Source organism: Roseateles albus, assembly GCF_028595345.1.
Lineage (GTDB): Bacteria > Pseudomonadota > Gammaproteobacteria > Burkholderiales > Burkholderiaceae_C > Paucibacter_A > Paucibacter_A albus.
On the sequence record NZ_JAQQXT010000023.1, the window covers coordinates 1 to 23,975 of the forward strand.

Annotated in this window: 23 protein-coding genes and 1 rRNA gene; 15 read left to right on the plus strand and 9 right to left on the minus strand. The window is 60.4% G+C overall.

Annotated features, from left to right (window positions below; all coding sequences use genetic code 11):
• The first annotated feature begins 8 nt into the window (after positions 1–8).
• The 5 genes from rrf (at position 9) to PRZ03_RS23140 (ending at position 3,810) form a co-directional block, all read left to right on the plus strand.
• Positions 9–121: ribosomal RNA gene (gene rrf / locus PRZ03_RS23120) — 5S ribosomal RNA — on the plus strand.
• A 157-nt stretch (positions 122–278) separates the two neighbouring features.
• Entirely contained in the window at positions 279–1,394 is a 1,116-nt protein-coding gene (locus PRZ03_RS23125; protein ID WP_409993991.1) for an MlaE family ABC transporter permease, read from the plus strand.
• Positions 1,395–1,448: 54 nt separating this feature from the next.
• Positions 1,449–2,246 (plus strand): ABC transporter ATP-binding protein, encoded by a 798-nt coding sequence (locus PRZ03_RS23130; protein WP_273602472.1) that lies wholly within the window; start codon positions 1,449–1,451, stop codon positions 2,244–2,246.
• A gap of 17 nt (positions 2,247–2,263) precedes the next feature.
• On the plus strand, positions 2,264–3,235 hold the full coding sequence (locus PRZ03_RS23135) for an MlaD family protein (RefSeq protein ID WP_273602473.1): 972 nt from the start codon (positions 2,264–2,266) through the stop codon (positions 3,233–3,235).
• On the plus strand, positions 3,232–3,810 hold the full coding sequence (locus PRZ03_RS23140) for an ABC-type transport auxiliary lipoprotein family protein (RefSeq protein WP_273602474.1): 579 nt from the start codon (positions 3,232–3,234) through the stop codon (positions 3,808–3,810). Before PRZ03_RS23135 ends, PRZ03_RS23140 begins: the two co-directional genes overlap by 4 nt.
• 18 nt (positions 3,811–3,828) lie before the next feature.
• Here the strand turns inward: PRZ03_RS23140 and PRZ03_RS23145 are convergent, their stop codons facing one another.
• The 3 genes from PRZ03_RS23145 to PRZ03_RS23155 all read right to left on the minus strand — a co-directional run bounded on the left by PRZ03_RS23145 (position 3,829) and on the right by PRZ03_RS23155 (position 7,448).
• A complete protein-coding gene (locus tag PRZ03_RS23145; protein WP_273602475.1) occupies positions 3,829–4,686 on the minus strand; it encodes a J domain-containing protein in 858 nt (285 codons plus the stop codon).
• Positions 4,687–4,801: 115 nt separating this feature from the next.
• Positions 4,802–5,050, minus strand: a complete 249-nt coding sequence (locus tag PRZ03_RS23150; protein ID WP_273602476.1) for a hypothetical protein — start codon at positions 5,048–5,050, stop codon at positions 4,802–4,804.
• A gap of 223 nt (positions 5,051–5,273) precedes the next feature.
• Positions 5,274–7,448 carry a sodium-translocating pyrophosphatase gene (locus tag PRZ03_RS23155; RefSeq protein WP_273602477.1) on the minus strand — a complete coding sequence of 725 codons (2,175 nt, stop codon included), beginning with the start codon at positions 7,446–7,448 and terminating at the stop codon, positions 5,274–5,276.
• Between the two features lie 246 nt (positions 7,449–7,694).
• Between PRZ03_RS23155 and ppa the strand changes: the two genes are divergently transcribed.
• A complete protein-coding gene (gene ppa, locus PRZ03_RS23160) occupies positions 7,695–8,234 on the plus strand; it encodes an inorganic diphosphatase (RefSeq protein WP_263533530.1) in 540 nt (179 codons plus the stop codon).
• A 187-nt stretch (positions 8,235–8,421) separates the two neighbouring features.
• The gene (locus tag PRZ03_RS23165) at positions 8,422–9,966 is read left to right on the plus strand and encodes a methyl-accepting chemotaxis protein (RefSeq protein ID WP_273602478.1); all 1,545 of its coding nucleotides are present in this window, start codon (positions 8,422–8,424) and stop codon (positions 9,964–9,966) included.
• Positions 9,967–9,994: 28 nt separating this feature from the next.
• Here PRZ03_RS23165 and PRZ03_RS23170 read toward each other — a convergent pair whose 3' ends face one another.
• Positions 9,995–11,197: a GNAT family N-acetyltransferase gene (locus tag PRZ03_RS23170; protein ID WP_273602479.1), complete on the minus strand. Its 1,203-nt coding sequence runs from the start codon at positions 11,195–11,197 to the stop codon at positions 9,995–9,997.
• Between PRZ03_RS23170 and PRZ03_RS23175 the strand changes: the two genes are divergently transcribed.
• Both PRZ03_RS23175 and PRZ03_RS23180 read left to right on the plus strand, forming a co-directional pair.
• Positions 11,196–12,893, plus strand: a complete 1,698-nt coding sequence (locus PRZ03_RS23175) for an NAD+ synthase (protein ID WP_273602480.1) — start codon at positions 11,196–11,198, stop codon at positions 12,891–12,893. The genes PRZ03_RS23170 and PRZ03_RS23175 overlap by 2 nt on opposite strands.
• Before the next feature lie 36 nt (positions 12,894–12,929).
• Positions 12,930–13,268: a P-II family nitrogen regulator gene (locus tag PRZ03_RS23180; protein ID WP_124452671.1), complete on the plus strand. Its 339-nt coding sequence runs from the start codon at positions 12,930–12,932 to the stop codon at positions 13,266–13,268.
• Positions 13,269–13,277: 9 nt separating this feature from the next.
• Here PRZ03_RS23180 and PRZ03_RS23185 read toward each other — a convergent pair whose 3' ends face one another.
• The 5 genes from PRZ03_RS23185 to PRZ03_RS23205 are packed head-to-tail and all read right to left on the minus strand — an operon-like array spanning position 13,278 to position 16,052.
• Entirely contained in the window at positions 13,278–13,658 is a 381-nt protein-coding gene (locus PRZ03_RS23185; RefSeq protein WP_273602481.1) for a diacylglycerol kinase, read from the minus strand.
• Positions 13,655–14,116, minus strand: coding sequence for an RDD family protein (locus PRZ03_RS23190; protein ID WP_409993990.1), 462 nt, complete (start codon positions 14,114–14,116; stop codon positions 13,655–13,657). The genes PRZ03_RS23185 and PRZ03_RS23190 overlap by 4 nt, the downstream gene beginning before the upstream one ends.
• 38 nt (positions 14,117–14,154) lie before the next feature.
• Positions 14,155–15,021 carry a DUF3106 domain-containing protein gene (locus PRZ03_RS23195; protein WP_273602483.1) on the minus strand — a complete coding sequence of 289 codons (867 nt, stop codon included), beginning with the start codon at positions 15,019–15,021 and terminating at the stop codon, positions 14,155–14,157.
• 9 nt (positions 15,022–15,030) lie between these two features.
• A complete protein-coding gene (locus PRZ03_RS23200) occupies positions 15,031–15,489 on the minus strand; it encodes a DUF3619 family protein (RefSeq protein WP_273602484.1) in 459 nt (152 codons plus the stop codon).
• Entirely contained in the window at positions 15,486–16,052 is a 567-nt protein-coding gene (locus PRZ03_RS23205; RefSeq protein ID WP_263533522.1) for an RNA polymerase sigma factor, read from the minus strand. Before PRZ03_RS23205 ends, PRZ03_RS23200 begins: the two co-directional genes overlap by 4 nt.
• A 257-nt stretch (positions 16,053–16,309) precedes the next feature.
• Here PRZ03_RS23205 and PRZ03_RS23210 point away from each other — a divergent pair, with 257 nt between their 5' ends.
• The 6 genes from PRZ03_RS23210 (at position 16,310) to pbpG (ending at position 23,742) form a co-directional block, all read left to right on the plus strand.
• Positions 16,310–18,100 carry an acetolactate synthase 3 catalytic subunit gene (locus PRZ03_RS23210; RefSeq protein ID WP_273602485.1) on the plus strand — a complete coding sequence of 597 codons (1,791 nt, stop codon included), beginning with the start codon at positions 16,310–16,312 and terminating at the stop codon, positions 18,098–18,100.
• 156 nt (positions 18,101–18,256) lie between these two features.
• Positions 18,257–18,748, plus strand: a complete 492-nt coding sequence (ilvN, locus tag PRZ03_RS23215) for an acetolactate synthase small subunit (protein ID WP_263533520.1) — start codon at positions 18,257–18,259, stop codon at positions 18,746–18,748.
• Positions 18,749–18,907: 159 nt separating this feature from the next.
• On the plus strand, positions 18,908–19,924 hold the full coding sequence (ilvC, locus tag PRZ03_RS23220; protein WP_263533519.1) for a ketol-acid reductoisomerase: 1,017 nt from the start codon (positions 18,908–18,910) through the stop codon (positions 19,922–19,924).
• Between the two features lie 81 nt (positions 19,925–20,005).
• Complete coding sequence (gene pssA, locus PRZ03_RS23225) at positions 20,006–20,854, plus strand: CDP-diacylglycerol--serine O-phosphatidyltransferase (RefSeq protein WP_273602486.1); 849 nt, start codon at positions 20,006–20,008, stop codon at positions 20,852–20,854.
• A gap of 167 nt (positions 20,855–21,021) precedes the next feature.
• Entirely contained in the window at positions 21,022–22,563 is a 1,542-nt protein-coding gene (locus tag PRZ03_RS23230) for a 2-isopropylmalate synthase (RefSeq protein WP_263533517.1), read from the plus strand.
• 147 nt (positions 22,564–22,710) lie between these two features.
• The gene (gene pbpG, locus PRZ03_RS23235) at positions 22,711–23,742 is read left to right on the plus strand and encodes a D-alanyl-D-alanine endopeptidase (RefSeq protein WP_273602487.1); all 1,032 of its coding nucleotides are present in this window, start codon (positions 22,711–22,713) and stop codon (positions 23,740–23,742) included.
• Positions 23,743–23,975: the final 233 nt, after the last annotated feature.

Below are 23,975 nucleotides of genomic sequence, written 5' to 3' on the forward strand. Positions count from 1 at the left end.
CAGTTAAGCCTGATGACCATAGCGAGGCGGTCCCACTCCTTCCCATCCCGAACAGGACAGTGAAATGCCTCAGCGCCGATGATAGTGCGGATTCCCGTGTGAAAGTAGGTCATCGTCAGGCTAATATTAAGCAAAGCCCCCAACTCGAAAGAGTTGGGGGCTTTTTGCTTGTCGGACTCTCGAATTGCTTGCTTCAAGGCTATGCTGCTACTTAGTCAAAACTGAGTATTGACACAATGGCGTTGGTCGAAACGGCAGAAGGCGAAAGCACAGCGGGCATGCCGCGTATCCTGCAAATACCTCGGCAGGGTGGTCCCGCAAGTGGCAGCCCATTTGTTGCTCGCCTTGAGGGTGATTGGAGCCTGCTGCCCTTGCGTGGGCGATTTGAAACGTTGAGTGCAGAGGCGGCATCGCTTTGGCGCCAAGGCGTGGTTTGGGATCTTCGTTTGCTGCAACGTCTGGACAATGCCGGCGCCATGTTGCTGTGGGACGCTTGGGGCCAGCGTTTGGCGGACGAGGTCGATTGGTTGCCCGAACACCAAGCGATGTTCGCAAAGCTGAATCTGCCCAAACCACCGGCGACCCGGCGCGGCCGCTTGCCGGCCAGTGTTGCTGCCTTCGGAGGAGACCTGTTTTTGATGGCAGGGCATCTGGTCGAGGGAACACGCCTGCTGGGACAGCTAGCAATTGACTGTTGGCACTTACTCAGACACCCCGGACTGATTGCTTGGCGGGACATTTCCGTCAATATCTATCGCACCGGCGCGCAGGCCATGGGTATCACAGCGCTGGTTGGTTTTCTTGTGGGGGTGACCTTGTCGTATCTGACTTCGCGGCAGTTGCGCATGTTTGGCGCCGACATCTATGTCATCAACATCCTCGGCTTGAGCGTTTGGCGCGAGTTGGGGCCTCTGTTGGCTGCGATTTTGGTTGCTGGGCGGAGCGGCTCGGCGATGACAGCGCAACTTGGCGTTATGCGCGTAACGCAAGAACTTGACGCATTGTCGGTGATGGGGATATCGCACACGATTCGCTTGGTCTTGCCGAAGATTTTCGCGCTCGGGTTTGCAATGCCATTGGTGGCCCTGTGGACGAGCTGCATGGTCTTGGCTGGCGGCATGGTTGCAGCCCGTGCTACGCTGGGCCTGGACTATGTGCAGTTTTTGCATGGCATACCGGCAGCTGTGCCCGAGGCCAATTTGTGGTTAGGCCTGGGTAAGGCTTATGTATTCGGTTTGTTGATTGCATTCGTGGCCTGCTACTTTGGTCTGCGCATCAAACCCAATAGCGAGAGTCTTGCCGTGGGAACGACAAGTTCGGTCGTTAGTTCGATCACGGCCGTCATCATTGCCGACGCGGCTTTTGCGATCATCTTTCAAAGCGTGGGTATCTAGATGGCGTCCCTGCATGCGTCTCTTCGACCCCAGTCGGTGATCGAAGTGAACGCCGTGACGACAGTTTTGGGCCGTTCGGTGATCCATCGAGACCTCAGTTTGGAAGTCCACTCCGGCGAAGTACTGGCCATCATTGGCGGCTCCGGCAGCGGCAAGACCACGTTGTTACGACTGATGCTGGGCCTGCAGCGGCCGGCAGCGGGGTCGGTCAGTATTTTTGGCCATCAGCTAGGCAACTGTGACGCTGCGGATCTGGCGCGGGTGCGCAATCGTTGGGGTGTGCTGTTTCAGCAAGGCGCGCTTTTTTCCGCGCTGACCGTGTTTGACAACATCGCCTTGCCGATGCGCGAACTGAAGGATGTCCCGAAGCGATTGATTTCCGAGTTGGTCTTGCTCAAGCTGAGTCAGGTTGGCTTGAGCCCTGCCGATGCCTTGAAGAAGCCTGCGGAACTGTCCGGTGGCATGATCAAACGGGTGGCCTTGGCGCGTGCCTTGATACTAGATCCCGTCTTGTTGTTCCTGGATGAGCCGACTGCTGGCTTGGACCCCGCCAGCAGCAAGCGTTTCGTTCGCCTGATCGAAGATCTGCGTAGCGAAATGAGCCTGACGGTGGTGATGGTTACGCATGATGTAGACACCTTGTTCGCCTTGGCGGATCGTGTGGCGGTGCTGGCCGACCGGCGTTTGGTCGGGATTGGGCCTCTAAGCGAAGTGGCCAAACAGCCGCACGCTTTTATCCAGGACTTCTTTCTCGGCCATGCTGGCCAGTGCAATGAAGATTACATTCAGAGTTATCGCAACAGCCTGCGGCAAGGGCCTTTGACTGCGTCGGTAGCGGCCGACGCAAAGTAGATGGAGCATTGAAGCCAATGGAAAATCGCGCACATGCCCTGGCCACCGGCATCTTTATTCTCTTTTTAGGTGGTGTGCTGGCCTTGGTGGCAGCGTGGTTTCAAGGCGATCAAGGTGAAAAGAATGACTTCACCATCGTTGCGCGCAGCGGCGTGTCGGGCTTGAATCTCAAGGCGCCGGTGAAACTGCGTGGCGTCTTGGTCGGCAAGGTTGAGTCGATTGGATTTGACCAAGGTGATAGTCAGAGGATTTTGATTGGCATACGGGTTGCCAAGACGGCGCCCTTGACGCAGGCCACCGTGGCTAGGCTGGCTTACCAAGGCATCACGGGCCTGAGCTACATTGATTTGTCTGAACCCGATGGTGCACAAGGTTCACCCTTGCTGGTGGCGGGGGCCGGGCCGATCGAGTTGCAGGCTTCGATGTTGGACCGACTCAGCAGTGCCGGGCCACAGCTGCTCGAGCGTGTCAGTGAAGCGGCCGTGCGAGTTAACACTTTGCTGGGCGATGCCAATCAGCAAGCATTCAGCCGCAGCCTGAGCCAGTTTGGCGAGGCCGCAAATCAGGTTGCAGGCTTGAGTAAGGCCTTGACACCCACTGCTGATGCGCTGCCGGCCTTGGCGGCACAGACCAAGAAATTGGTCGAAGGAGCCGGCACCACGCTGCAGCGGGTCGATGTTTTGGCTGCGGAATCGACCTTGTTGGCTCAGGAGCTGCGTCAACGTGCCGAATTACTTGATCGCATCGGCCAAGCCTCGGCGCAGGTGCAGCAGACGGCGCAGCGCCTGGACATGGCCCTTGTTGGCGCGAATAGAGGGCCTCGCAGTCAGTCCTTGGTGGATGTCTGGAGTCAGAGCGGGCGGGCAATCGAGCGCACGGCCAGCCAAATTGGAGAACAGCCGCAGAGTTTTCTTTTTGGCCCACCGCTGACGCCGGCCGGGCCGGGCGAAGTGGGCTTTGACGAATCGGCAAGAGGGGCAAGCAAATGAGACGTGGACTATTGGAAGCTTTGATGCTGGCGGCGGCGGCCTGTTTTCTGAGTGCTTGCGCCTTGAACGGCAATAGACCTGTAGCACCGGCCTTGTTCGATCTGGGGCCAATTTCAAACAAGGTTGGAGGGCCGCTGCCTGAACTCCAGTTGAGCGAAATGACGGCGCCGCCTTGGTTGGCCAGCACGGGCATCGCTTACCGCTTGGTCTACCAAAATGAGTTCCAAACCCACATCTACCGCGACAGCCGCTGGGCGGCGCCGCCGGCCGTGTTGTTGAGTGAGCGGCTGCGACAAAAGCTGGCCGTGAACACGCGCGACGCCAGCAGCAAGCCTGTCGTGCTGCGTTTGGAGTTGGTGGAGTTTGAGCAACGCTTCAGCTCGCCTACGCAGGCCGCAGTCAGAGTTAACCTGCGGGCGCGTTTGGGCGAAGGCTGGGGATCAACGCAGACATTTGAGTTGATCAAAGCCAGTCCGAGCGCTGATGCTGTAGGGGCGGTTCGGGCCTTTAGCGAAGCGAGCGATGAGATATTGAATCAAGTGTTGGGCTGGGTTGCCGGCCAAACAAAGCCTTGATTGGCTCTGGCTTGGGCTCTAACTGGCGCTAGCGGCCGCCCCCATGCGTTCAATGCGTCTATGCAAGAAGGCCTGTGCCAGGCTCGATTGCGGCAGCAAGCGTTGGCCGATATAAAGTTCTTGGCGACGCTCGCCGATTTGGCTGCGTAGCCGGTTGGCCATCACGCTCAAGGGATCCAGTCCCTTCAGTTCAGCTTGCGCGATCGCGATCCAAAGCCGGTGCATGGGGTGCACGGTCAGCAATGCCATATGCGCTTGAACCACACGCAAGCGTCCTTGTACCAGTTGCTCGCACCGGCTCAACCAGCTGCGCAGCGCATCGGCATTGCCGCCGCTGACACGCACTGGATCTTCGCCTGCAGCCAAAAGCAAGACTTCCAACTTCGCACGGTCAGAGGCGGCGTAGGCCTCGTTGACCAACATCATGCTTTGTTCTCGCGCGCGGCGGTCAAGTTCATTGCCTGCAAAGTCGGGGTGCAGGCGCATCGCCGCGCGGCGGTAAAGCGTCTTCAGCGTTGGCGGCGCCATCTCGACCAAGCCACTTTGGGGCTCGGGTGGCAGCGCAGCGCTGGGCGGGAGCTGTGGCAAGACGGGCAGGGAGGTGGCTTGCGGAGCCAGTGGCGAGCGTGCCTCGATGCCGCTGTTGCGCAGCGCTTCGGCCAAGCCGCTGGTGGTACTGTGGAGCTGCGACTCCAGCGCGTCCAACTCTAGATAGGATTCGCCTAATGCGTCCACATAGCGGCTCACAAAACCTTGCACCTTCAAACGCAGTTCTTCGAATTCATGCTCCTGAGCCGCCAAATAGCGACGCAAATCGCTCAGCTGCGAACGCCGCCGCTCCAGGCCGTGCCGTGAGATCGCTGTGTTCGTCGTCATGGCTGATTTAAAACTCCCGTTGCCTAGCGTCTATTGTGACCGGCGCTGAGCCGCGCTCAAAGCGAAAACAGCCCACTTACGGGCTGTTTCATCTCCGGGCTAGCCTGGACGGCCTCTAGTTGCTTTTGCCACCCAAGGTCGCTGCCTGTCTTGCCGTGAGTGCTTGAGCTTCACGTTCCACATCGTCTTTGTTAACCATCTTGGTCATTGAAGGCCCTGCAGGTCCACGGCGGCCTAAGTTGGAGCCGGTGGTGTAGTCGGGATCAACTTTCGCGTCGCCGTGGACGTAGGGCGGCGGCAAGATGCCGCAGCCGCTGAGGGCCAATAGGCCGATAACACTCAAAATCGGTTTCTTTGCATGCATGACATCTCCCCTTTATTTGCCTGCGGGGCGCCGGTCAGGGCTCCTCGACATAACGCCCCGTTTGGGTGCATCTGAATCATGCCGAATTGCCCCGCCTGCTGCCGCTGGGGAATACCCGCGCTACTTCGTGGAATGCCGGCAAAAAAACAGCCCGCGACTGTTGCAACGTCGGTCGGGCTGTCGTGATAGCGGGCCGCAGTCGGCCCAAGGGTGATCTTGGTGATCAGGGCTGCGAGGCCGCCTTCATCGGCTCAGACGCTGCCATGCTGCCAAGGTCAGGTGTTGCTGGCGTGGCTAGGGTCGACACCACCGGCACTGGTTCCGCCGCGTGCTGAGTTGTAGACGCCGTGGCCGATGTCAGCTGCATTGGCAGCAAGGGCACGATCAAGAGCGCGACGATATTGATGATCTTGATCAGCGGGTTGACGGCCGGGCCGGCGGTGTCCTTGTAGGGGTCGCCCACGGTATCGCCGGTGACGGCAGCTTTGTGCGCTTCAGAGCCCTTGCCGCCGTGATGGCCGTCTTCAATGTACTTTTTGGCGTTATCCCAGGCGCCGCCGCCGGTACACATCGAGATCGCCACGAACAGGCCGGTGACGATGGTGCCCATCAGCAAGCCGCCCAAAGCTGCGGGGCCGAGCAAGAGGCCCACCAGCACAGGTACGATCACCGGCAGCAGCGAAGGGACGATCATTTCCTTGATCGCGGCGCTGGTCAGCATGTCGACGGCGGCGCTGTAGTCGGGCTTGCGCTTGCCGGACATGATCAGGCCGTCGGCGAATTGGCGTCGCACTTCCACCACCACGGAGCCGGCGGCGCGGCCGACGGCTTCCATCGCCATCGCACCAAACAGATAGGGGATCAGGCCGCCGATGAAGAGGCCGACGATCACCTTGGGGTCGCTCAGATCAAACGACACATGCATGCCGCGCGCTTCGAGCGAATGGGTGTAGTCGGCGAACAAAACCAACGCGGCCAAACCGGCCGAGCCGATCGCATAGCCCTTGGTGACCGCCTTGGTGGTGTTGCCAACGGCGTCCAGTGGGTCGGTCACATCGCGCACGCTGGCGGGCAGCTCGGCCATTTCGGCGATGCCGCCTGCGTTGTCGGTGATTGGGCCGTAGGCGTCCAGCGCGACCACGATGCCGGCCATGCTCAGCATCGAGGTGGCAGCCGTGGCGATGCCGTAGAGGCCGCCGAGTTGGTAGGACGCCAAGATCGCCAGGCAGACAAACAGCACGGGCCAGGCGGTTGAGCGCATGGACACGCCCAGGCCGGCAATGATGTTGGTGCCATGGCCGGTGGTCGAGGCCTGCGCAATATGTTTGACCGGCGAGTACTGGGTGCCGGTGTAAAACTCTGTCACCCAGACCAGCGCGGCAGTCAAGACTAGACCGACGGCACAGGCGCCGAATAAGCGCATGCGCGTGCCTGCGCCGAGCGCGTCATCCGGCATCACCGCATTGGTGACGAAGTAGAAGGCGATCAACGACAGGACGCCGGCCACGGCCAGGCCCTTGTAGAGCGCCGGCATCACGTTCTTCATGCCCGGCGAGGCCTTGACAAAGTAGCAGCCGATGATGGAGGCGATGATGGACACGCCGCCCAGCATCAGCGGGTAAAGGATGGCGGCCATCGGAGCGGATGTCACCACTAGCGCGCCCAGCGCCATGGTGGCGATCAGCGTCACCGCGTACGTTTCGAACAGGTCGGCGGCCATGCCGGCGCAGTCGCCGACGTTGTCACCGACGTTGTCAGCGATAACTGCCGGGTTGCGCGGGTCATCCTCAGGGATGCCGGCTTCCACCTTGCCGACCAGGTCGGCGCCGACGTCGGCGCCTTTGGTGAAGATGCCGCCGCCCAAGCGGGCGAAGATCGAAATCAGCGACGAGCCGAAGGCGAAGCCGAGCAGCGGCTTGAGCGTGAGCGCGTCAATTTTTTCGCCGCCACTCAGGAACCAGAAGAACAGGCTGACGCCGAGCAGCCCCAGGCCCACCACCAGCATGCCGGTGATGGCGCCGCCCTTGAAGGCAACGTCCAGCGCTGGGCCAATGCCCTTGGTGGCCGCCTGCGCGGTGCGCACATTGGCGCGCACCGACACATTCATGCCGATGAAGCCGCAAGCACCCGAAAGCACCGCGCCGAGCACGAAGCCGACCGCCGACATGCTGTCCAGAAAGACCGCGATCAGAATCGCCAGCACCAGTCCGACGGCCGCGATCGTCTTGTACTGACGGGCCAAATAAGCGGCAGCTCCTTGTTGAATAGCGGAGGCAATCTCCTGCATACGGGCATTGCCCGCGTCTTGACTCAAGATCCAGCTTCTTTGTATGAAGCCGTACAACACAGCCGCTAGGCCACAGGCCAAAGCGAAATACAGCGCCAAACTCGTCGACATGTAGATGTCTCCTATCGTTCTATCTGCAGTTGGAGGAAAGACTTAGGCCCGGCACCTCTGAACGTGAGTGGAACATGAGGGTCAGGTCGCCCGAATTGATGCTACGAGAAGCAGAGGGTGCAAACCTTGGGTGTTTACCCAAGGTTTGCGGGTAAACGATGGGAGTCGGTTCGGGCAGGCCTTGTCAGCTAGCGGCAAGGCCTGCCCTTAGAATGCGGGTTTCCCCTTGTCGTCTTACGGATAATCATGAGCCTGCACAACGTCACCCCCGGCGCCAAAGCGCCCGAACAGTTCAACGTCATCATCGAAATCCCGATGAATGCGGACCCGATCAAGTACGAGGTTGACAAGGAAACCGGCGCGATGTTTGTCGACCGTTTCATGACGACCGCGATGCACTATCCCTGCAACTACGGCTACATCCCGCAAACCCTGTCGGACGACGGTGACCCGGTTGATGTGCTGGTCGTAACGCCTTTCCCACTGACACCCGGCGTGGTGGTGACTTGCCGCGCGGTCGGCGTCTTGAAGATGGAAGACGAAGCGGGCGGCGACGCCAAGCTGTTGGCTGTGCCCATCGACAAAATTTTGCCCATGTATCAGCATTGGCAAAAGCCCGAGGACGTCAACAAGATGCGCCTCAACGCGATCCAGCATTTCTTTGAGCATTACAAGGATCTGGAGCCGAACAAGTGGGTCAAGGTGCAAGGCTGGGAAGGCCCCGAAGCCGCCAAGGCCGAAATCGTCTCCGGCATTGAGGCTTACAACAAGGCCAAGCAAGGCTGATAGGCCGCTGCGGCCTGTTCAAAAAGCGCCCTGCGAAAGCCGGGCGCTTTTTTATCGCCTGATGTCGAGACGCCGCCGATTTCACTCAATTGCTGTTGCTGGCCTCCGATAGTGGATAGGATGGCGCTCGGCCAAGCTCTGTGCCGGCGTAAGAATCCACATTTCCTGTCAGCTCAGGAGTGAGTCAATGGCGAAATTTGCACTGACGATCCGGCAAAAAATGCTGGGTCTTAGCCTGATCGGCCTCGCCTTTGTGTTGATCGTAGGCGGGGTTGGCTTCTTCGCCGTGGCGAGTTTGAGCGAGGACCATCAGGCCTTGACGCGCAGTGCCTCCGCGCTGCGCTCGCAACTCGAGGCAGACATGATGCATGACGCCTTGCGCGGTGACGTGCTGCGTGCAATGTTGTCCAGTGCCAAGGGCAATGCCGCCGACAAGGGGGCCGCCAAGACCGACCTGGACGCCCATGTCAAACAATTCCGCGAGGCCATGGCGGAGCTGAAGGCCAGCTCGCTGAATGCACAGGTGGACGCATCGGTGGCCAAGACGCAGGGCCCCTTGAACGCCTATATCGACAGCGCCGCTGCCATGGTGGATCTGGCCTTTGCCGACGCGGCTGCGGCGGACGCCAAACTGCCCAGCTTTACGGACAGTTTCAAGGCGCTCGAGGAGCAGATGAGTGCCTTGAGTGATGAGATCGAGCGCGAGTCCCTGCGGGTCCAGGAGGCCAGCAAGGTCGGCGCCGAGCGGGCCCGCTTGGCCATGCTCGTGAGTGCGGCCTTGGCGGCGGTGATTTTGCTCTTGGTCAACACCGTGGTCGGGCGCGGCATCATCCGCGCGCTGGCCCAAGCCGTTCAGCTCACCCAGCAGGTGGCCGGCGGCGATCTGCGCACACAGGTCGAGGTCGGGGCAGACGACGAAAGTGGCCGCTTGATGACGGCCTTGCAGCATATGAATGATGTGCTGGCCGACATCGTTGGCGAAGTGCGGGTCAGCGCCGAGGCCATCGCGGCGGTCTCGCATGAGATCGCCGAGGGCAATGTCAATCTGAGTCGGCGCACCGACGAGCAGGCGAGCAGCTTGCAGCAGAACGCGGCCTCGATGGAACACCTGAGCGAGACCATCAGGACCAACGCCGAGACGGCGCGGCGCGCCGCGCTCTTGGCCACCAGCGCCGCCGGTGTGGCGACGCAAAGTGGCGAGGTTTTCGGCCAGATCGTGAGGACGATGGCCGAGATATCGGTCAGCTCGCACCAGATCGTTGACATCATCGGCGTGATCGACGGCATTGCCTTCCAGACCAATATTCTGGCTTTGAATGCGGCCGTGGAGGCGGCAAGGGCCGGCGAGCAGGGCCGCGGCTTTGCGGTGGTCGCCAGTGAGGTGCGCAGTCTGGCCAAGCGCAGCGCCGAGGCGGCCAAGGAAATCAAGACCCTGATCGGCGGCAGCGTGGCCAAGGTCGAGGCAGGTAGCAGCTTGGTCGGCAACGCGGGCAAGTCGATGGACCATCTGGTCGGCGAGGTTCTGCAGGTCAGTCAGCTGATCAATGAAATTAGCGCCGCCAATAGTGAGCAGACCAAGGATGTCGGTCAGTTGGGCTCATCCTTGGGTCAGCTCAATCAGATGACACAGCAAAATGCTGGACTGGTGCAAGAAGCCTCCACCGAGGCTGGCCAACTTGCCGCGCAAGCGGGCAAGCTGTCGGGCCTAGTAGCCCAGTTCAAACTGCGCTGATTGAGCGCGCTCTTGCCCTCAACATGGTTTAGCTTGAGGGTTTGAACGGTTGGTGCTCTTCCAGCTCATTGACATAGCCGCGCATCGCCTGACCCTCCTGTGCCAGAAAGTCGGCCACCGCCTGGCTGAAGTCGGGATGCGCCAGCCAATGGCTGGAATGGGTGGCCACGGGCAGTAGGCCGCGCGCCATCTTGTGCTCGCCCTGCGCGCCACCTTCGAAGCGCCGGTAGCCATTGGCGATGCACCAGGCCAGTGGTTGGTAGTAGCAGGCATCGAAATGAAGGCATGACACGCTCTCGACCGCGCCCCAGTAGCGGCCATAGGCGTGACCTTGCATGGGGTCCAATGCGACCAAGGACGTGGCGATCGCCTCCGTCCCGCGCTTGGCGGTGAAGAGCAGCCAGTTCTCCGTCATATCGCGGCTCATCAAGCGGAAGAACTCGCGCGTCAGATAGGGCGTGCTGCGGTGAGCCCGGTAGGTCAGTTGGTAGCAGTGGTAGAAGAAATCCCAGTCGGCCGCGCCAATCTGCGCGCCCTGGCGGACTTCGAAATGAATCTCGGCCTCACGCACTTTGCGTTGTTCTTGCTGGATTTTTTTGCGCTTTTCGCGCTGCATCGAAGCGAGGAATTCTTCGAAGGACGTGTAGGGCAGAGGTGATCGGTTTTGCCAGTGAAACTGCACGCCTTGGCGCTGCATCCAGCGCTGTTGCTGGGCCGCACGCAAGTCTGCCGAGTCGCCGAACAAGAGATGGGCCGAGCTCAAGCCTTGCCGGCTCGCCAAGGCTTGCAGCCCGTGCATCAGCAGCGTTCTGGCTTCGGCATCGACGGCCAGCAAACGGCTGCCCGGCACCGGCGTGAAGGGCACCGCCACCAGCAGCTTGGGGTAATAGTTGAGGCCATGCCTTTGGTAGGCATCGGCCCAGGCCCAGTCGAACACGTACTCACCGTAAGAATGGCTCTTCAGAAAGGCCGGGCAGGCCGCCAGCAAGCGATCTTGTCGCCACAGACCGACGAACTGCGCTTGCCAGCCGGTGGTGGCGGTGGCGCTGCCGGACTCATGCAAAGCGCTCAGGTACTCGAGCCGCATGAAAGGCGTCGGCTGTGCCTGCGTGGCCAAGAGCGCATTCCAGTCGGCCTGCGGGAGCTGGCGCGGGTCTTCGAACACACGGATGACATAATCGCCCGCTGCTATTGCCCCTATTTCCATCTGCATTTCATCGGTGAAATCCATGTCTGTGATCGTCGCGCTCGCGCAAATAAATGTCACCGTGGGTGATCTTGAAGGCAATGCAAAAAAGATCGTCGAGTTTGGGCGGCGTGCCCATGCTGCCGGCGCCAAACTGCTGCTGACGCCTGAACTGAGCCTGTGCGGCTACCCACCCGAAGACCTGCTTTTGCGCCCCGCTTTTATGCAGGCCTGTGATGCCGCACTGCAAAGCATTGCGACCGACCTGGCCGACTGCGAAGGTTTGCATGTGGTGGTCGGCCACCCTTTTCAGCGAGCGGCGCAAGCAGATCTTAGGTCCAAGAGCTGGTCCGTGCCGGCGCGCTTCAATGCGGCCTCGGTCTTGGCAGGGGGACAGGTCTCTCTGACTTATTGCAAGCGCGAGTTGCCCAATTACCAGGTCTTTGATGAGCGGCGTTACTTCGTCTCGGGCCGCGATGCCGGTGAGCCGGCGGCGGTGTTTGAGGTCGGCGGCCTGCGCTTTGGTTTGAATATCTGTGAGGACGCTTGGTTTGACGAGCCGGCGCGCGCGGCCAAGGCGGCCGGGGCGCAGGTGCTGTGCGTGTTGAACGCCTCGCCTTTCCACGTCGGCAAGGCCGAGGAGCGCGAGCAGCGCATGGCCGAGCGGGCACGTGATGTGGGCCTGCCGCTGCTGTATTCCCATCTGGTGGGCGGGCAAGACGAGGTGGTGTTTGACGGCGCCTCGTTTGCACTCAATGCGAATGGCGAGTTGGCTGCCCGGGCGCCCATCTTCGAGGAAGCGCTGACGCTGCTGGAGATCGATGCGTCCGGGCAGGTCAAGGGTCAGGTCTTGCCTTTGCCGAGTCTTGAGGCGCAGGTCTGGGCCGCCCTGGTCACCGGCGTGCGCGACTATGTGGGCAAGAATGGCTTCCCCGGCGTGTTGCTGGGCCTGTCCGGCGGCATCGACTCGGCCTTGGTGTTGGCGATCGCGGTCGATGCGCTGGGCGCCGACAAGGTCCGCACCGTGATGATGCCTTCGCCTTACACGGCCGATATTTCCTGGATCGATGCCCGAGACATGGCCGAGCGGCTCGGCGTCCGCTATGACGAAAAGTCGATCTCGCCAATGTTTGACGCCTTCAATGCGAGCCTGGTGGATGAGTTCAAGGGCTTGGCGCTTGACGCGACCGAAGAGAACATCCAGGCCCGTATTCGCGGCACTTTGCTGATGGCCTTGTCGAACAAGTTCGGGTCCATCGTGCTGACCACCGGCAACAAGAGCGAGATGGCGACCGGCTATTGCACGCTTTACGGCGATATGGCGGGCGGCTTCGCGGTGATCAAGGACGTCGCCAAGACGCTGGTGTTTCGTCTCGCGCGCTGGCGCAACGAGCAGCCCACCTTGCGGCTCGATGGGTCGGTGTTGACGACGGCGCCCATCATCCCGGAGCGCATCATTACGCGCCCACCGTCGGCCGAGCTGCGCCCCGATCAGAAAGACCAGGACAGCCTGCCGCCTTATGAGGTCTTGGACGCGATCCTGGCCCGCTATATGGAAGAAGACCAGTCGCTCGCCGAAATCGTCGCGGCGGGCTTTGCGGTGGCCGATGTCGAGCGGGTTACCAGGCTGATCAAGATCAATGAATACAAGCGCCGTCAGGCACCGATCGGCATCCGCATCACGCACCGAGCCTTCGGTCGCGATTGGCGCTATCCGATTACATCGAAGTTCCGTGCTTAAATAAAGTCAATCCCACCTGTTTTGGAGCGTCAAACCATGAAGCAAATCACCGCCATCATCAAGCCCTTCAAGTTGGACGAGGTCCGCGAATCGTTGGCCGAGGTGGGCGCGTCGGGTCTGACCGTGACCGAGGTCAAGGGCTTTGGGCGCCAAAAAGGCCATACCGAGCTCTACCGTGGCGCCGAATATGTGGTCGACTTTTTGCCCAAGGTGAAGGTCGAGGTGGTGGTCAAGGACGAAGACGTCGAGCGCTGCATCGACGCCATTTTGAAGGCCGCCAAAACCGGCAAGATCGGTGACGGCAAGATCTTCGTTACGCCTGTTGAGCAAGTGGTGCGTATCCGCACCGGCGAGACCGACGAAGAAGCGGTCTAAGTCAAAACTTCAGCCGCCGAAGCGCTGCCACAGCGCCGCAGCCCAAATTCCTGCGCTCAGCAGCAAGGACAGCAGCACCGCTGCGCTGGCCAGGTCTTTGGCGCGCTTGGACAGGTCGTGCAATTCGAACGAGACACGGTCGATGGCGGCCTCGATGCCGGAGTTCAGCAACTCGACGATCAGCACCAGCATCAGCGAGCCCAGCAATAAGGCGGTCTGCACCCAGCCCTGGCCCAACCAAAAGGCCAAGGGCGTCGCGACGATCAGCAACCAGACTTCTTGGCGAAAGGCACTCTCGCCGGTGTACGCAGCGCGTAGACCGGCCAAGGAATAGCCTGCCGCGTGAAGAATGCGGGTCAGACCGGTTTTGCCTTTGTAGGGGTTGCTCATCGCTTGACGGGTTTTTGGGTGATCAATTGTGTGCCGCACAGCACGTCGTGCAGGAATTGCCCGCTTGAGTGCAGGCGACTTAGCATGGCGTAAGCGGCGACTCCCGCCAGTAGTGCGCTGAAGATGGCACCCGTGCTGCGCACGCCGATCAGCCAGACGCTCAGCAAGGCGGGTGCAAACCACAGCCAGCTCAGGCAGTAACGCGCCAATGCGCGCAGCCGGCTCAAGGGCTGGCCCTGCAGGTCGACGAGGCGTATGTGCCAAGCCTTCATCGCCACGGTCTGGCCGCCTCGGGTCCAAAACCAGGCGAAGTAGACACCTAGCACGATGAACAACACAGCTTGCAAAGCATGCTGCCCCTTCAGCGCGTGGCGTTGCTGCGTCAAGGTGCCGAACAAAAAAGCGGTGGCGAACACGACGCCGAACAGCACCACGCCTTCATACATAAAGGCAGCCATCCGCCTCTTCAGGCTTGGCCGCTCTTGGCTTTCAACCGTCATGGCGCCGAAGCGCCAGGCTGTGGTCTTTTGGGCAGCAAGGTCTTGCTGTCGACCAGATTAGGGTCGACCAAAACTTTGGTGTTTCCGGCCAATTGGTGGGCTGGGACCAGCTTGCCTTGGGTCATCAGTATTGTCGTCGCGCCCGGTTTGGCTTGCAGCAAGGTGGCTGCAACGGCCTTGGGCGCTTGGTTTGAAGTCGCCAGGGGTACCAGATTGGACTTGGCCTGTGGCGCCCCATTGCTTTGACCAGCGGCGCTGCCGGGGCCAGTGTTGGTCAGCTTGGTCGCCTGGGTCTCCAATTTTTTAGCCGCTTTCTCGGCCAATTGCTGGCGCTGCTCTGGGGGCAAGGCTTGATAGGCTTCCCACTTGGCTTGGCGTTCATCGGCGTTGATCTTCTTGGCGCCTTGGAATGCAATTCTTGCTTGTTGGCGCTCGGCCGGACTCAGTCGCGCCCATTCGCGCATGCGTTCTTGCAGGCGCGCCTGCTCTTGTGCAGGCAGGGCAGAAAACCGAGTCGCCACTTCCAGCCATTGGCTTTTGCGCGCCGCGTCGAGCGCGTCCCAGTCCTGCTCCAAAGGCAAGAGCGCAGTCTTTTGCGCAGGGCTCAGTTTGGCCCAGCCAGGTGCCGGTAGCAGCGCGTTCGGTGCGGCAATCTTCTCGGCGCTGATGCGCTGCAGGGGCTCGGGTGAGGGCGGGGCCGCGACTGTGGCACTGACGATGGGCGTCGCGCCCTCGGGTGCGCTGGCCGAGGGGCTCTGCGCCAAGGCCGGCCCCAGGGCAAGACCCGCGATAAGCGCAACGGTCAGGCGGGCAGGCAGGCGCTTGGGGCTGGGCGAGTGAGAGTGGCTCACGAATCTATTCATGGGCGCAGATTACTCTTCTTGCTCATCGTTCAAATATTCCTTGAAGCCTGGGTCGCCGTAGGCGGCGGGCGGCAATTTGTCCGACAGCAAACCGGTGTCAATTTCTGCTGCGGCCAGAATTTGCTCATACCACTGGCTGTGCTGAATCACCGCCAAGCCCAGCACCAACAGAAGCAGCGGCAAAAGGGACGTCAGCTTCAACCAGCGCGGCGAGTCGCCTCCGCGTCCAAGGCTCAGGGCCGAGCCCGAGCGCACCAGTACCGAGGCCGGGGCGGCTTGAGCCTGTGCCGCACGGGCGTGGCGGGCTTTCATCAAGGCCTGCTCGCGCGCAAAGCTGAGCCGCTCGGCGACGTTTGCGGGCAGGTTCTGAGCCTGATCGCTCAAACCGGCCGCCACGCGCAAGCCGAAGCGGGCGACGAGGGCGTCTTCGTTGGACGCATGGTCCATTCCAAATTGCGACTTGTTCATAAAGTAATCCCCTTGGCCTTCAGCGATTTTGCCAATGCATGCGTGGCGCGGGAGCAGTGCGTTTTCACGCTGCCTTCCGAGCAACCCATGACGATCGCGGTTTCAGCGACATCCATTTCCTCCCAGTAACGCAGCAGGAAGGCTTCCCGTTGACGTGCGGGCAATTCAGCCACTTCGGCGTCGATGGCTTGCAAGATTTGGCCCCTGGAAACCTCATCGGCAGCACTTAATGCGCCCAATGTGCCTTCTTGCGCTTCCAGCACCTCCAGCAGGTTGAAATCGCCATCCGGATCGCTGGACTCAAAGTCCGACATATTTTGCATGACCGCATTGCGAGTCTTCTTGCGACGGAAGTAATCCATCGTCGCGTTCGACAAGATGCGCTGAAACAACAGTGGCAACTCGGCCGCCGGACGGTCGAAGTATTTTTCCGCCAGCTTGATCATGGCGTCTTGCACGATGTCCAGGGCCGCGTCATCGTCACGCACCATATAAGCGGTGCGCTTGAAGGCGCGCCGGTCGACGGCACGCAGGAAATCATTGAGTTCTTTGTCGGTGGCCAAGGAGAGGAGAGGGACTGAACCCGATGCTGGCAAAACAGCGCGAAGTATCGCATTGCGAGAGCGTTCTCTATTCGCCGAGTCGGCTTGGCCTCAAGTCCAGTGCATAATGCTGCTTCGCACAAAGAAAATTCTGGTCTTCAGCTGGCAGCCCGACCGGGGCACCACCTTTTTGATCGCGCAGGTTCCGAGTCCGCCTCACGAGGGCACGAGTAGGAACACCAATGGTTTTTCGTTAGAGAAATTCACAAAGGTTCTAAATGGATATGTCAAGCGCGGATGTCAAGCGTGCCGGTTCGGCACCGCTAAATTCCCAAACACAAAATTCTTCCTCTGAGCTGAACGGCTCCGAGATTCTGGTTCGCTGCCTGCAGGCCGAAGGTGTTCAATACCTTTGGGGCTACCCGGGCGGCGCAGTGCTGTACATCTACGACGCACTGTACAAACAAGAGACCATTCAGCACGTGCTGGTGCGTCACGAGCAGGCCGCCGTGCATGCCGCTGACGGCTATGCCCGCGCCACCGGTGATGTAGGCGTCGCCCTCGTCACTTCCGGCCCCGGCGTGACGAACGCCGTCACCGGCATCGCCACCGCCTATATGGACTCGATCCCGATGGTGATCGTGACCGGCCAGGTGCCCACGCCGGCTATCGGTCTCGACGCCTTCCAGGAATGCGATACCGTTGGCATCACCCGCCCGATCGTCAAGCACAACTTCCTGGTCAAGGATGTGCGCGATCTGGCGATGACGATGAAAAAGGCCTTTCACATCGCCCGTACCGGTCGCCCCGGCCCGGTGGTGGTGGACATCCCCAAGGATGTCTCGATGGCCAAGCTGGGCAGCACGTTCGAGTACCCCAAGCATGTGGAGATGCGCTCCTACAACCCGGCGCGCAAGGGTCACACCGGCCAGATTCGCAAGGCGGTGCAACTGCTCTTGCAGGCCAAGAGGCCGTATATCTATTCGGGCGGCGGCGTCATCCTGGGCGAGGCCTCGGCCGAACTGCGCGAGCTGACCAACTTGCTCGGCTACCCCTGCACCAACACTTTGATGGGCCTGGGTGCGATTGCCGCCAGCGACCCCAAGTTCCTTGGCATGCTGGGCATGCACGGCACCTACGAAGCAAACATGACCATGCAGCACTGCGATGTGCTGCTGGCCGTGGGCGCGCGTTTCGATGACCGGGTGATCGGCAACCCCAAGCATTTCGCTCAGGTCGAGCGCAAGATTATCCATGTGGACATCGACCCTTCGTCGATCTCCAAACGGGTGCGGGTCGACATCCCCATCGTCGGTGACGTCAAGGACGTGCTGCAGGAATTGATCTTTCAGATCAAGGAAGCGCAGGCCAAGCCGGACGCGGCGTCCATCAATGCCTGGTGGAGCCAGATCAATGAATGGCGCCGTCGCGAGTGCTTGGTCTACAAGACCTCAAGCGATGTGATCAAGCCGCAGATGGTGGTCGAAACCTTGTGGAACCTGACCAAGGACAGCGACGCCTATATCACTTCGGACGTCGGCCAGCACCAAATGTGGGCGGCGCAGTTCTACCGCTTTGAGCAGCCGCGCCGCTGGATCAACTCCGGCGGCCTGGGCACCATGGGCGTGGGCTTGCCCTACGCGATGGGCATCAAGATGGCGCGACCCAAGGCGGATGTGTTTTGTATCACCGGCGACGGCTCGATCCAGATGAATATCCAGGAGCTCTCGACCTGCAAGCAGTACGAGACGCCGGTGAAGATCTTGTCGCTGAACAATCGCTATCTCGGCATGGTGCGGCAGTGGCAGGAGCTGGACTACGGCAAGCGCTACTCGCACAGCTATATGGAAGCGCTGCCCGACTTCGTCAAGCTGGCCGAGGCTTATGGCCATATCGGCCTGGTGGTCGAGAAGCCCGGCGATGTCGAGGGCGCGCTGCGCGAAGCGATCCGCCTGAAGGACCGCACGGTCTTTCTGGACATCCGCACCGATCCGACCGAGAACGTCTGGCCCATGGTGCAGACGGGCAAGGGCATTTCGGAAATGCGCCTGGGGTCCGAAGACCTTTGAGTCGACCGAGCATGGCCGGGGCCGTTGCGTTACCGCGCGCGGTCAGTGGCCTTGTGAAGTCAGCAAGAAGTCGTACGCACTCCCTTAAATCGAATAGCGTGGCCAAGAACCGTCAGTTACCGCTGCCGGTTTGAAGAGCGCGAAGGACGAGGAAAAATGAAGCACATCATTGCATTGCTGATCGAGAACGAGCCGGGCGCGCTGTCGCGCGTGGTGGCGCTGTTCTCGGCCCGTGGCTACAACATCGAGAGCCTGACCGTGGCGCCGACCGAGGACCCCTCGCTGTCGCGCATGACCATCGTCACCACCGGCTCGGACGAGGTGATCGAGCAGATCACCAAGCATCTGAACCGCCTGATTGAGGTGGTCAAGGTGGTTGATCTGACCGAAGGCAATTACACCGAGCGCGAACTGATGCTGATCAAGGTTCGCGCCGTCGGCAAGGAGCGCGAAGAAATGAAGCGCACCGCCGACATCTTCCGCGGCCGCATCATCGATGTGACCGAGAAGACCTACACGATCGAGTTGACCGGAGATTCATCCAAGCTGGATGCCTTCATCGATTCGATCGACCGGGCTTCGATTCTGGAGACGGTGCGCACCGGCACCAGCGGCATCGGCCGCGGCGAGCGCATTCTGCGCGTCTGATGACTCACCCCCGAAGCGCTTCGCGCTCCCCCTCGAGGGGGCGAACCCAGCGGCCCGGCAAAGCCGGTTCCACGGGTTCCGCTTGGTTTGACCGTGTAGCGTGACGAAGCCGCAGCACAAATTGACTGATCAATTTACTAATTTTTCCTGGAGCACGATATGAACGTTTTTTATGACAAGGACGCTGACCTGAGCCTGATCAAGGGCAAGAACGTCACCATCATCGGCTACGGCTCACAAGGCCATGCCCACGCACTGAACCTGAACGACAGCGGCTGCAAAGTGACCGTCGGTCTGCGCCGCAGCGGTGCATCCTGGGCCAAGGCCGAGAATGCCGGCTTGAAGGTTGCCGAAATCGCCGACGCCGTCAAGGCCGCCGACGTGGTGATGATCTTGCTGCCCGACGAGCAAATCGCCGAGGTCTACAAGAACGAAGTCGAGCCCAATATCAAGCAAGGCGCTTCGCTGGCCTTCGCCCACGGTTTCAATGTCCACTACGGTCAAGTGACTCCACGCGCTGACCTGGACGTTTGGATGGTCGCTCCCAAGGCCCCTGGCCACACTGTGCGCGGCACCTATGCCCAGGGCGGCGGCGTGCCACACCTGATCGCTGTCTACGCCGACAAGTCGGGCAAGGCGCGTGATCTGGCCCTGAGCTATGCCTCGGCCAATGGCGGCGGCAAGGCCGGCATCATCGAAACCAACTTCCGTGAAGAAACCGAAACCGACTTGTTCGGCGAGCAAGCTGTTCTGTGCGGCGGCGCAGTGGAGCTGATCAAGGCCGGTTTCGAAACGCTGACCGAAGCCGGTTACGCGCCCGAGATGGCCTATTTCGAGTGCTTGCACGAGCTCAAGCTGATTGTTGATCTGATCTATGAAGGCGGCATCGCCAACATGAATTACTCGATCTCCAATAACGCCGAGTATGGTGAGTATGTGACCGGCCCCAAGGTCGTCACTTCCGCCACCAAGGACGCGATGCGCCAATGCCTGAAGGACATTCAGACCGGCGAATACGCGAAGAGCTTCATCCTTGAGAACAAGGCCGGCGCGCCAACGCTGCTGAGCCGCCGCCGCCTGACCGCCGAGCATCCGATCGAGCAAGTCGGCGAGAAGTTGCGCGCGATGATGCCTTGGATCAAGGCGAACCGTCTGGTTGATCAATCTAAAAACTGATTGATGCCTTAGCAGTGAAAGCCGCGCTGCCGACAGGTTGCGCGGCTTTTTCATTGGCGCCATGTTGTATCCTCCCGACCCATGACCGATCTCAAGAAAAAGACCCAGAACGACTTGCCGGACGATGACGATGACGGCGCGCCGGAGTTGCCTCGGCCGCGCCGCAAGGGCATTTATGTCTTGCCCAATGCGATCACGCTGGCTGCGCTGTTCTCGGGCTTCTATGCCATCGTGATGGCGATGAATGGCCGCTTCGAGGTGGCCTGCATCGCGATCTTCTGCTCAGCCGTGCTTGATAGCTTGGACGGCCGCGTGGCCCGCATGACCAATGCGCAAAGCGCCTTCGGCGAGCAGATGGACAGCCTCTCGGACATGGTCAGCTTTGGCGCAGCACCCGCGTTGATCGTCTATATCTGGGCCTTCAAGGACATGGGCAAGCTGGGCTGGATCCCGAGCTTTGTCTACATCGCCGGGGCGGCGCTGCGGCTGGCGCGTTTCAACGTCAATATCGGCGTGGTCGACAAGCGCTTTTTCCAAGGCCTGCCCAGCCCGGCCGCTGCGGCGATTGTGATCGGCATGATCTGGGCTTTTGATGACTACGGCTTCAAGCAGGTAACAGGGATATCTTGGGTGGTCTGGACCGCGTTTGGCATGACCTTGTTTGCCGGCCTGTCTATGGTGACCAATGCGCCGTTCTACAGCTTCAAGGTCGTCGGGGCCCGCCGTACCGTGCCTTTTGTGGTGCTGGTCGCGATTGCCCTGGCCATCGTGTTGATCAGTCAGAATCCGCCCTTGGGTCTGTTCTTGATCTTCTGTGCCTATGGGCTGTCGGGTTATGTGATCTATTTTTGGCGTAAGGCCAAAGGCCGACCGGTCAGCATGATTGCCACTTCGACCCACGATCCCGACGAGCAGGGCCTGCACCGCTGAAGTGGCGTGCTATATTGAGTTCATGAACTTTGCATCTGCGATCAGCCTGCTACTACTAGGAACCTCTCGGGTTCGCTGATCGCTCACGTCAACAGCTTTCTGCATCACAGCCCGCCAAGCAAACGCTTCGCGGGCTTTTTTTCAATCCTTTTCTTCTGGAGTTCACCGTGGCCGACCAATTGATCATCTTTGACACCACCTTGCGTGACGGCGAACAAAGCCCCGGCGCCTCGATGACCAAGGACGAAAAGCTGCGTATTGCACGCCAGTTGGAGCGCCTGCGAGTGGATGTGATCGAGGCCGGTTTTGCGGCCTCCAGCAATGGTGACTTCGAGGCCGTCAAGGCCATCGCCGACGCGGTCCGCGAAAGCACGATTTGCTCACTGGCTCGCGCTAATGACCGCGACATCGCCCGCGCTGCTGAAGCGCTCAAGGGCGCGGCGCGTTCGCGCATTCACACCTTCATTGCCACCAGCGAGTTGCATATGGAGAAAAAACTGCGCATGACGCGTGAGCAGGTGTTGGAGCAAGCGATCCAAGCCGTCCGCTTTGCGCGTAACTTGAGCGGCGACATCGAGTTCTCGCCCGAGGACGGCTACCGCTCGGACCCGGACTTTCTGGCCCGCGTGGTCGAGGCGGTGATCAAGGAGGGCGCCCGCACCATCAACATCCCCGACACGGTCGGCTATGCGATCCCCGAGCTGTACGGCAACTTCATCAAGACCTTGCGTGAGCGGGTGCCGAATTCCGATCAGGCAATCTGGTCCGTGCATTGCCACAATGACTTGGGGATGGCGGTCGCCAACTCGCTGGCCGGCGTGCAAATCGGCGGTGCACGTCAGATCGAGTGCACGATCAATGGCTTGGGTGAGCGGGCCGGCAACTGCTCGCTGGAAGAAGTGGTGATGGCGGTCAAGACAAGGCGTGACTACTTTGGTCTGGATGTGAACATCGACGCCACGCAAATTCTGCCGGCCTCGCGCTTGGTGTCGCAGACCACCGGTTTTGTGGTGCAGCCGAACAAGGCGGTGGTCGGGGCCAATGCCTTTGCCCATGCCTCGGGCATTCATCAGGACGGCGTGCTGAAGGCGCGTGATACCTATGAAATCATGCGCGCCGAAGATGTGGGCTGGAGTGCCAACAAGATCGTACTGGGCAAGCTGTCGGGCCGGAACGCCTTCAAGCAGCGGCTGCAGGAGTTGGGCATCGCGCTTGAGTCCGAGGCCGAAGTGAACGCAGCCTTCGTGCGTTTCAAGGATTTGGCCGATCGCAAGAACGAGATTTTTGACGAGGACATCATTGCCTTGGTGATGGACGAATCGGTCACTGCCGAGAATGAGCATTACCGCCTGATCGCCTTGGCGCAGAAATCGGAGATGGGTGAGCGGCCGCATGCCAGCGTGGTGTTCGCGGCCGGTGCGGTCGAGCATCGGATGGAGAGCGGCGGCAACGGTCCCGTCGATGCAGTTCTAAGAGCGATCGAGTTGGCCGCTCAAAGTGGCGCCGAGATGTTGCTCTATTCGGTCAATGCCATCACCAGTGGCAGCACAGAATCGCAGGGAGAGGTGACGGTGCGGCTGCAGTTTGGCGGGCGCGTCGTCAACGGCGTTGGGGCAGACCCCGATATCGTTGTGGCCTCAGCCAAGGCTTACTTGAGTGCCTTGAATAAATTGCATAGCAAGATCGAGCGGGTGGCGGCACAGGGTTGAGTATCAACACAAGCTGACTGCGCCATTTTTTAACGCAAGCGAAGCTTGAAGAGCTGCTTGTAAGCTTTTGATCTTGCTAGTATTTTTCCTATCATCTACACTGCAAATCAGTAGCTGGGGTACGGATTGAAGAATTTTTCGAAATACTTGACTGGCGGGACCCTGCGGACGGTGGTGGCCGCTTTGGCGGTCGCCTGCGCGGCCTTGCCCGTGCATGAGGCGGCCGCAGCAGCTGCAAACAAGCCCGTTAAAAAATCGGCGCAAAAATATGCGCCCAAGCCGGTGGCGAAAGAGGTCCGTAAAGTCAAGCCGGCTTCACGCACGCCGCGCAAGGCCGTGGCGCCTGTCGTCGAGGCAGTGGCCAAACCAACTTTTGGCCAGTTGTACGGCCTGCACGCGGCGGCCGACCCCTTGGATCTGAAGTCCAGCGTGGCATTGGTGATGGATCAAGACACCAATGAGGTCTTGTTCGCCAAGAACTCACAGGCGGTCCTGCCCATCGCTTCGATCACCAAGCTGATGACGGCCCTCGTGGTGGTGGAGGCCGGGCAGTCCTTGGACGAAAAGCTGACCATCAGCGACGAGGATATCGATACCGAGAAGGGCACACGCTCTCGCTTGGCGGTGGGCACCACCTTGACCCGCGGCGAGATGATGCATCTGGCCTTGATGTCATCGGAAAACCGCGCCGCCAATGCCCTGGGTCGCCACTACCCGGGCGGTTTGGACGTCTTTGTGGCGGCAATGAATCAAAAAGCCCAAGCCTTGGGCATGCGTGATACGCATTATGTCGAGCCAACCGGTTTGTCGAGCCGCAACCAGTCCAGCGCCAATGATTTGGCGGCCCTGGTCAAGGTAGCGCACGAGGTACCTTTGCTGCGGGAGTTGTCCACGTCCCGTGAGCACCAAGTCGCGCTGGGTCGGCGCCAGGTCCAGTTTCACAGCACGAACGGCCTGCTCAGCAGCAAGTCTTGGGATATCGGTCTGCAAAAGACCGGTTTCATTAACGAGGCCGGGCGCTGTTTGGTGATGCAGGCCCGCATGGCCGGTCGCAAAGTGATCATGGTCTTGCTCGATTCGACCGGCAAGTACTCGCGTATCGGTGATGCGGAGCGTGTGCGCAAATGGGTGCTCAGCAACCCCGCCGCTTTGGCCCAGCCCTTGAAGGCGGTGCTCTGAGCAAGAGTCTTGCTGCTGTGACCCGTCCTGAGATAGGTTGACACTCAGAACGGTTGAAGAAATGCCGGTTACCCGGCGATGGACGCCCGGTGCACTGCATCGGGCGTTTGCATGTTGGCGATTGCATCGAACTGACCCACCGCGATCACGCAATACTGACCCACTGCTAGAGGCTACCCCAAGGTGCCTGCGTCAGTAGATTGGGATTGATTCTCGTCCTTGGATGAAGCTCC

What these genes read in the sequence shown, in the direction of transcription:
- PRZ03_RS23180 (WP_124452671.1), top strand. Translation starts at nt 12,930, where the DNA reads ATGAAGCAAATCACCGCCATCATCAAGCCCTTCAAGTTGGACGAGGTC.
- PRZ03_RS23200 (WP_273602484.1), bottom strand. Translation starts at nt 15,489, where the DNA reads ATGAACAAGTCGCAATTTGGAATGGACCATGCGTCCAACGAAGACGCC.
- PRZ03_RS23155 (WP_273602477.1), bottom strand. Translation starts at nt 7,448, where the DNA reads ATGTCGACGAGTTTGGCGCTGTATTTCGCTTTGGCCTGTGGCCTAGCG.
- PRZ03_RS23170 (WP_273602479.1), bottom strand. Translation starts at nt 11,197, where the DNA reads ATGGATTTCACCGATGAAATGCAGATGGAAATAGGGGCAATAGCAGCG.
- PRZ03_RS23210 (WP_273602485.1), top strand. Translation starts at nt 16,310, where the DNA reads ATGGATATGTCAAGCGCGGATGTCAAGCGTGCCGGTTCGGCACCGCTA.
- PRZ03_RS23145 (WP_273602475.1), bottom strand. Translation starts at nt 4,686, where the DNA reads ATGACGACGAACACAGCGATCTCACGGCACGGCCTGGAGCGGCGGCGT.
- PRZ03_RS23165 (WP_273602478.1), top strand. Translation starts at nt 8,422, where the DNA reads ATGGCGAAATTTGCACTGACGATCCGGCAAAAAATGCTGGGTCTTAGC.
- PRZ03_RS23175 (WP_273602480.1), top strand. Translation starts at nt 11,196, where the DNA reads ATGTCTGTGATCGTCGCGCTCGCGCAAATAAATGTCACCGTGGGTGAT.
- PRZ03_RS23140 (WP_273602474.1), top strand. Translation starts at nt 3,232, where the DNA reads ATGAGACGTGGACTATTGGAAGCTTTGATGCTGGCGGCGGCGGCCTGT.
- pssA (WP_273602486.1), top strand. Translation starts at nt 20,006, where the DNA reads ATGACCGATCTCAAGAAAAAGACCCAGAACGACTTGCCGGACGATGAC.
- PRZ03_RS23185 (WP_273602481.1), bottom strand. Translation starts at nt 13,658, where the DNA reads ATGAGCAACCCCTACAAAGGCAAAACCGGTCTGACCCGCATTCTTCAC.
- PRZ03_RS23135 (WP_273602473.1), top strand. Translation starts at nt 2,264, where the DNA reads ATGGAAAATCGCGCACATGCCCTGGCCACCGGCATCTTTATTCTCTTT.
- ilvC (WP_263533519.1), top strand. Translation starts at nt 18,908, where the DNA reads ATGAACGTTTTTTATGACAAGGACGCTGACCTGAGCCTGATCAAGGGC.
- ppa (WP_263533530.1), top strand. Translation starts at nt 7,695, where the DNA reads ATGAGCCTGCACAACGTCACCCCCGGCGCCAAAGCGCCCGAACAGTTC.
- PRZ03_RS23195 (WP_273602483.1), bottom strand. Translation starts at nt 15,021, where the DNA reads ATGAATAGATTCGTGAGCCACTCTCACTCGCCCAGCCCCAAGCGCCTG.
- PRZ03_RS23190 (WP_409993990.1), bottom strand. Translation starts at nt 14,116, where the DNA reads ATGGCTGCCTTTATGTATGAAGGCGTGGTGCTGTTCGGCGTCGTGTTC.
- PRZ03_RS23125 (WP_409993991.1), top strand. Translation starts at nt 279, where the DNA reads ATGCCGCGTATCCTGCAAATACCTCGGCAGGGTGGTCCCGCAAGTGGC.
- ilvN (WP_263533520.1), top strand. Translation starts at nt 18,257, where the DNA reads ATGAAGCACATCATTGCATTGCTGATCGAGAACGAGCCGGGCGCGCTG.
- PRZ03_RS23150 (WP_273602476.1), bottom strand. Translation starts at nt 5,050, where the DNA reads ATGCATGCAAAGAAACCGATTTTGAGTGTTATCGGCCTATTGGCCCTC.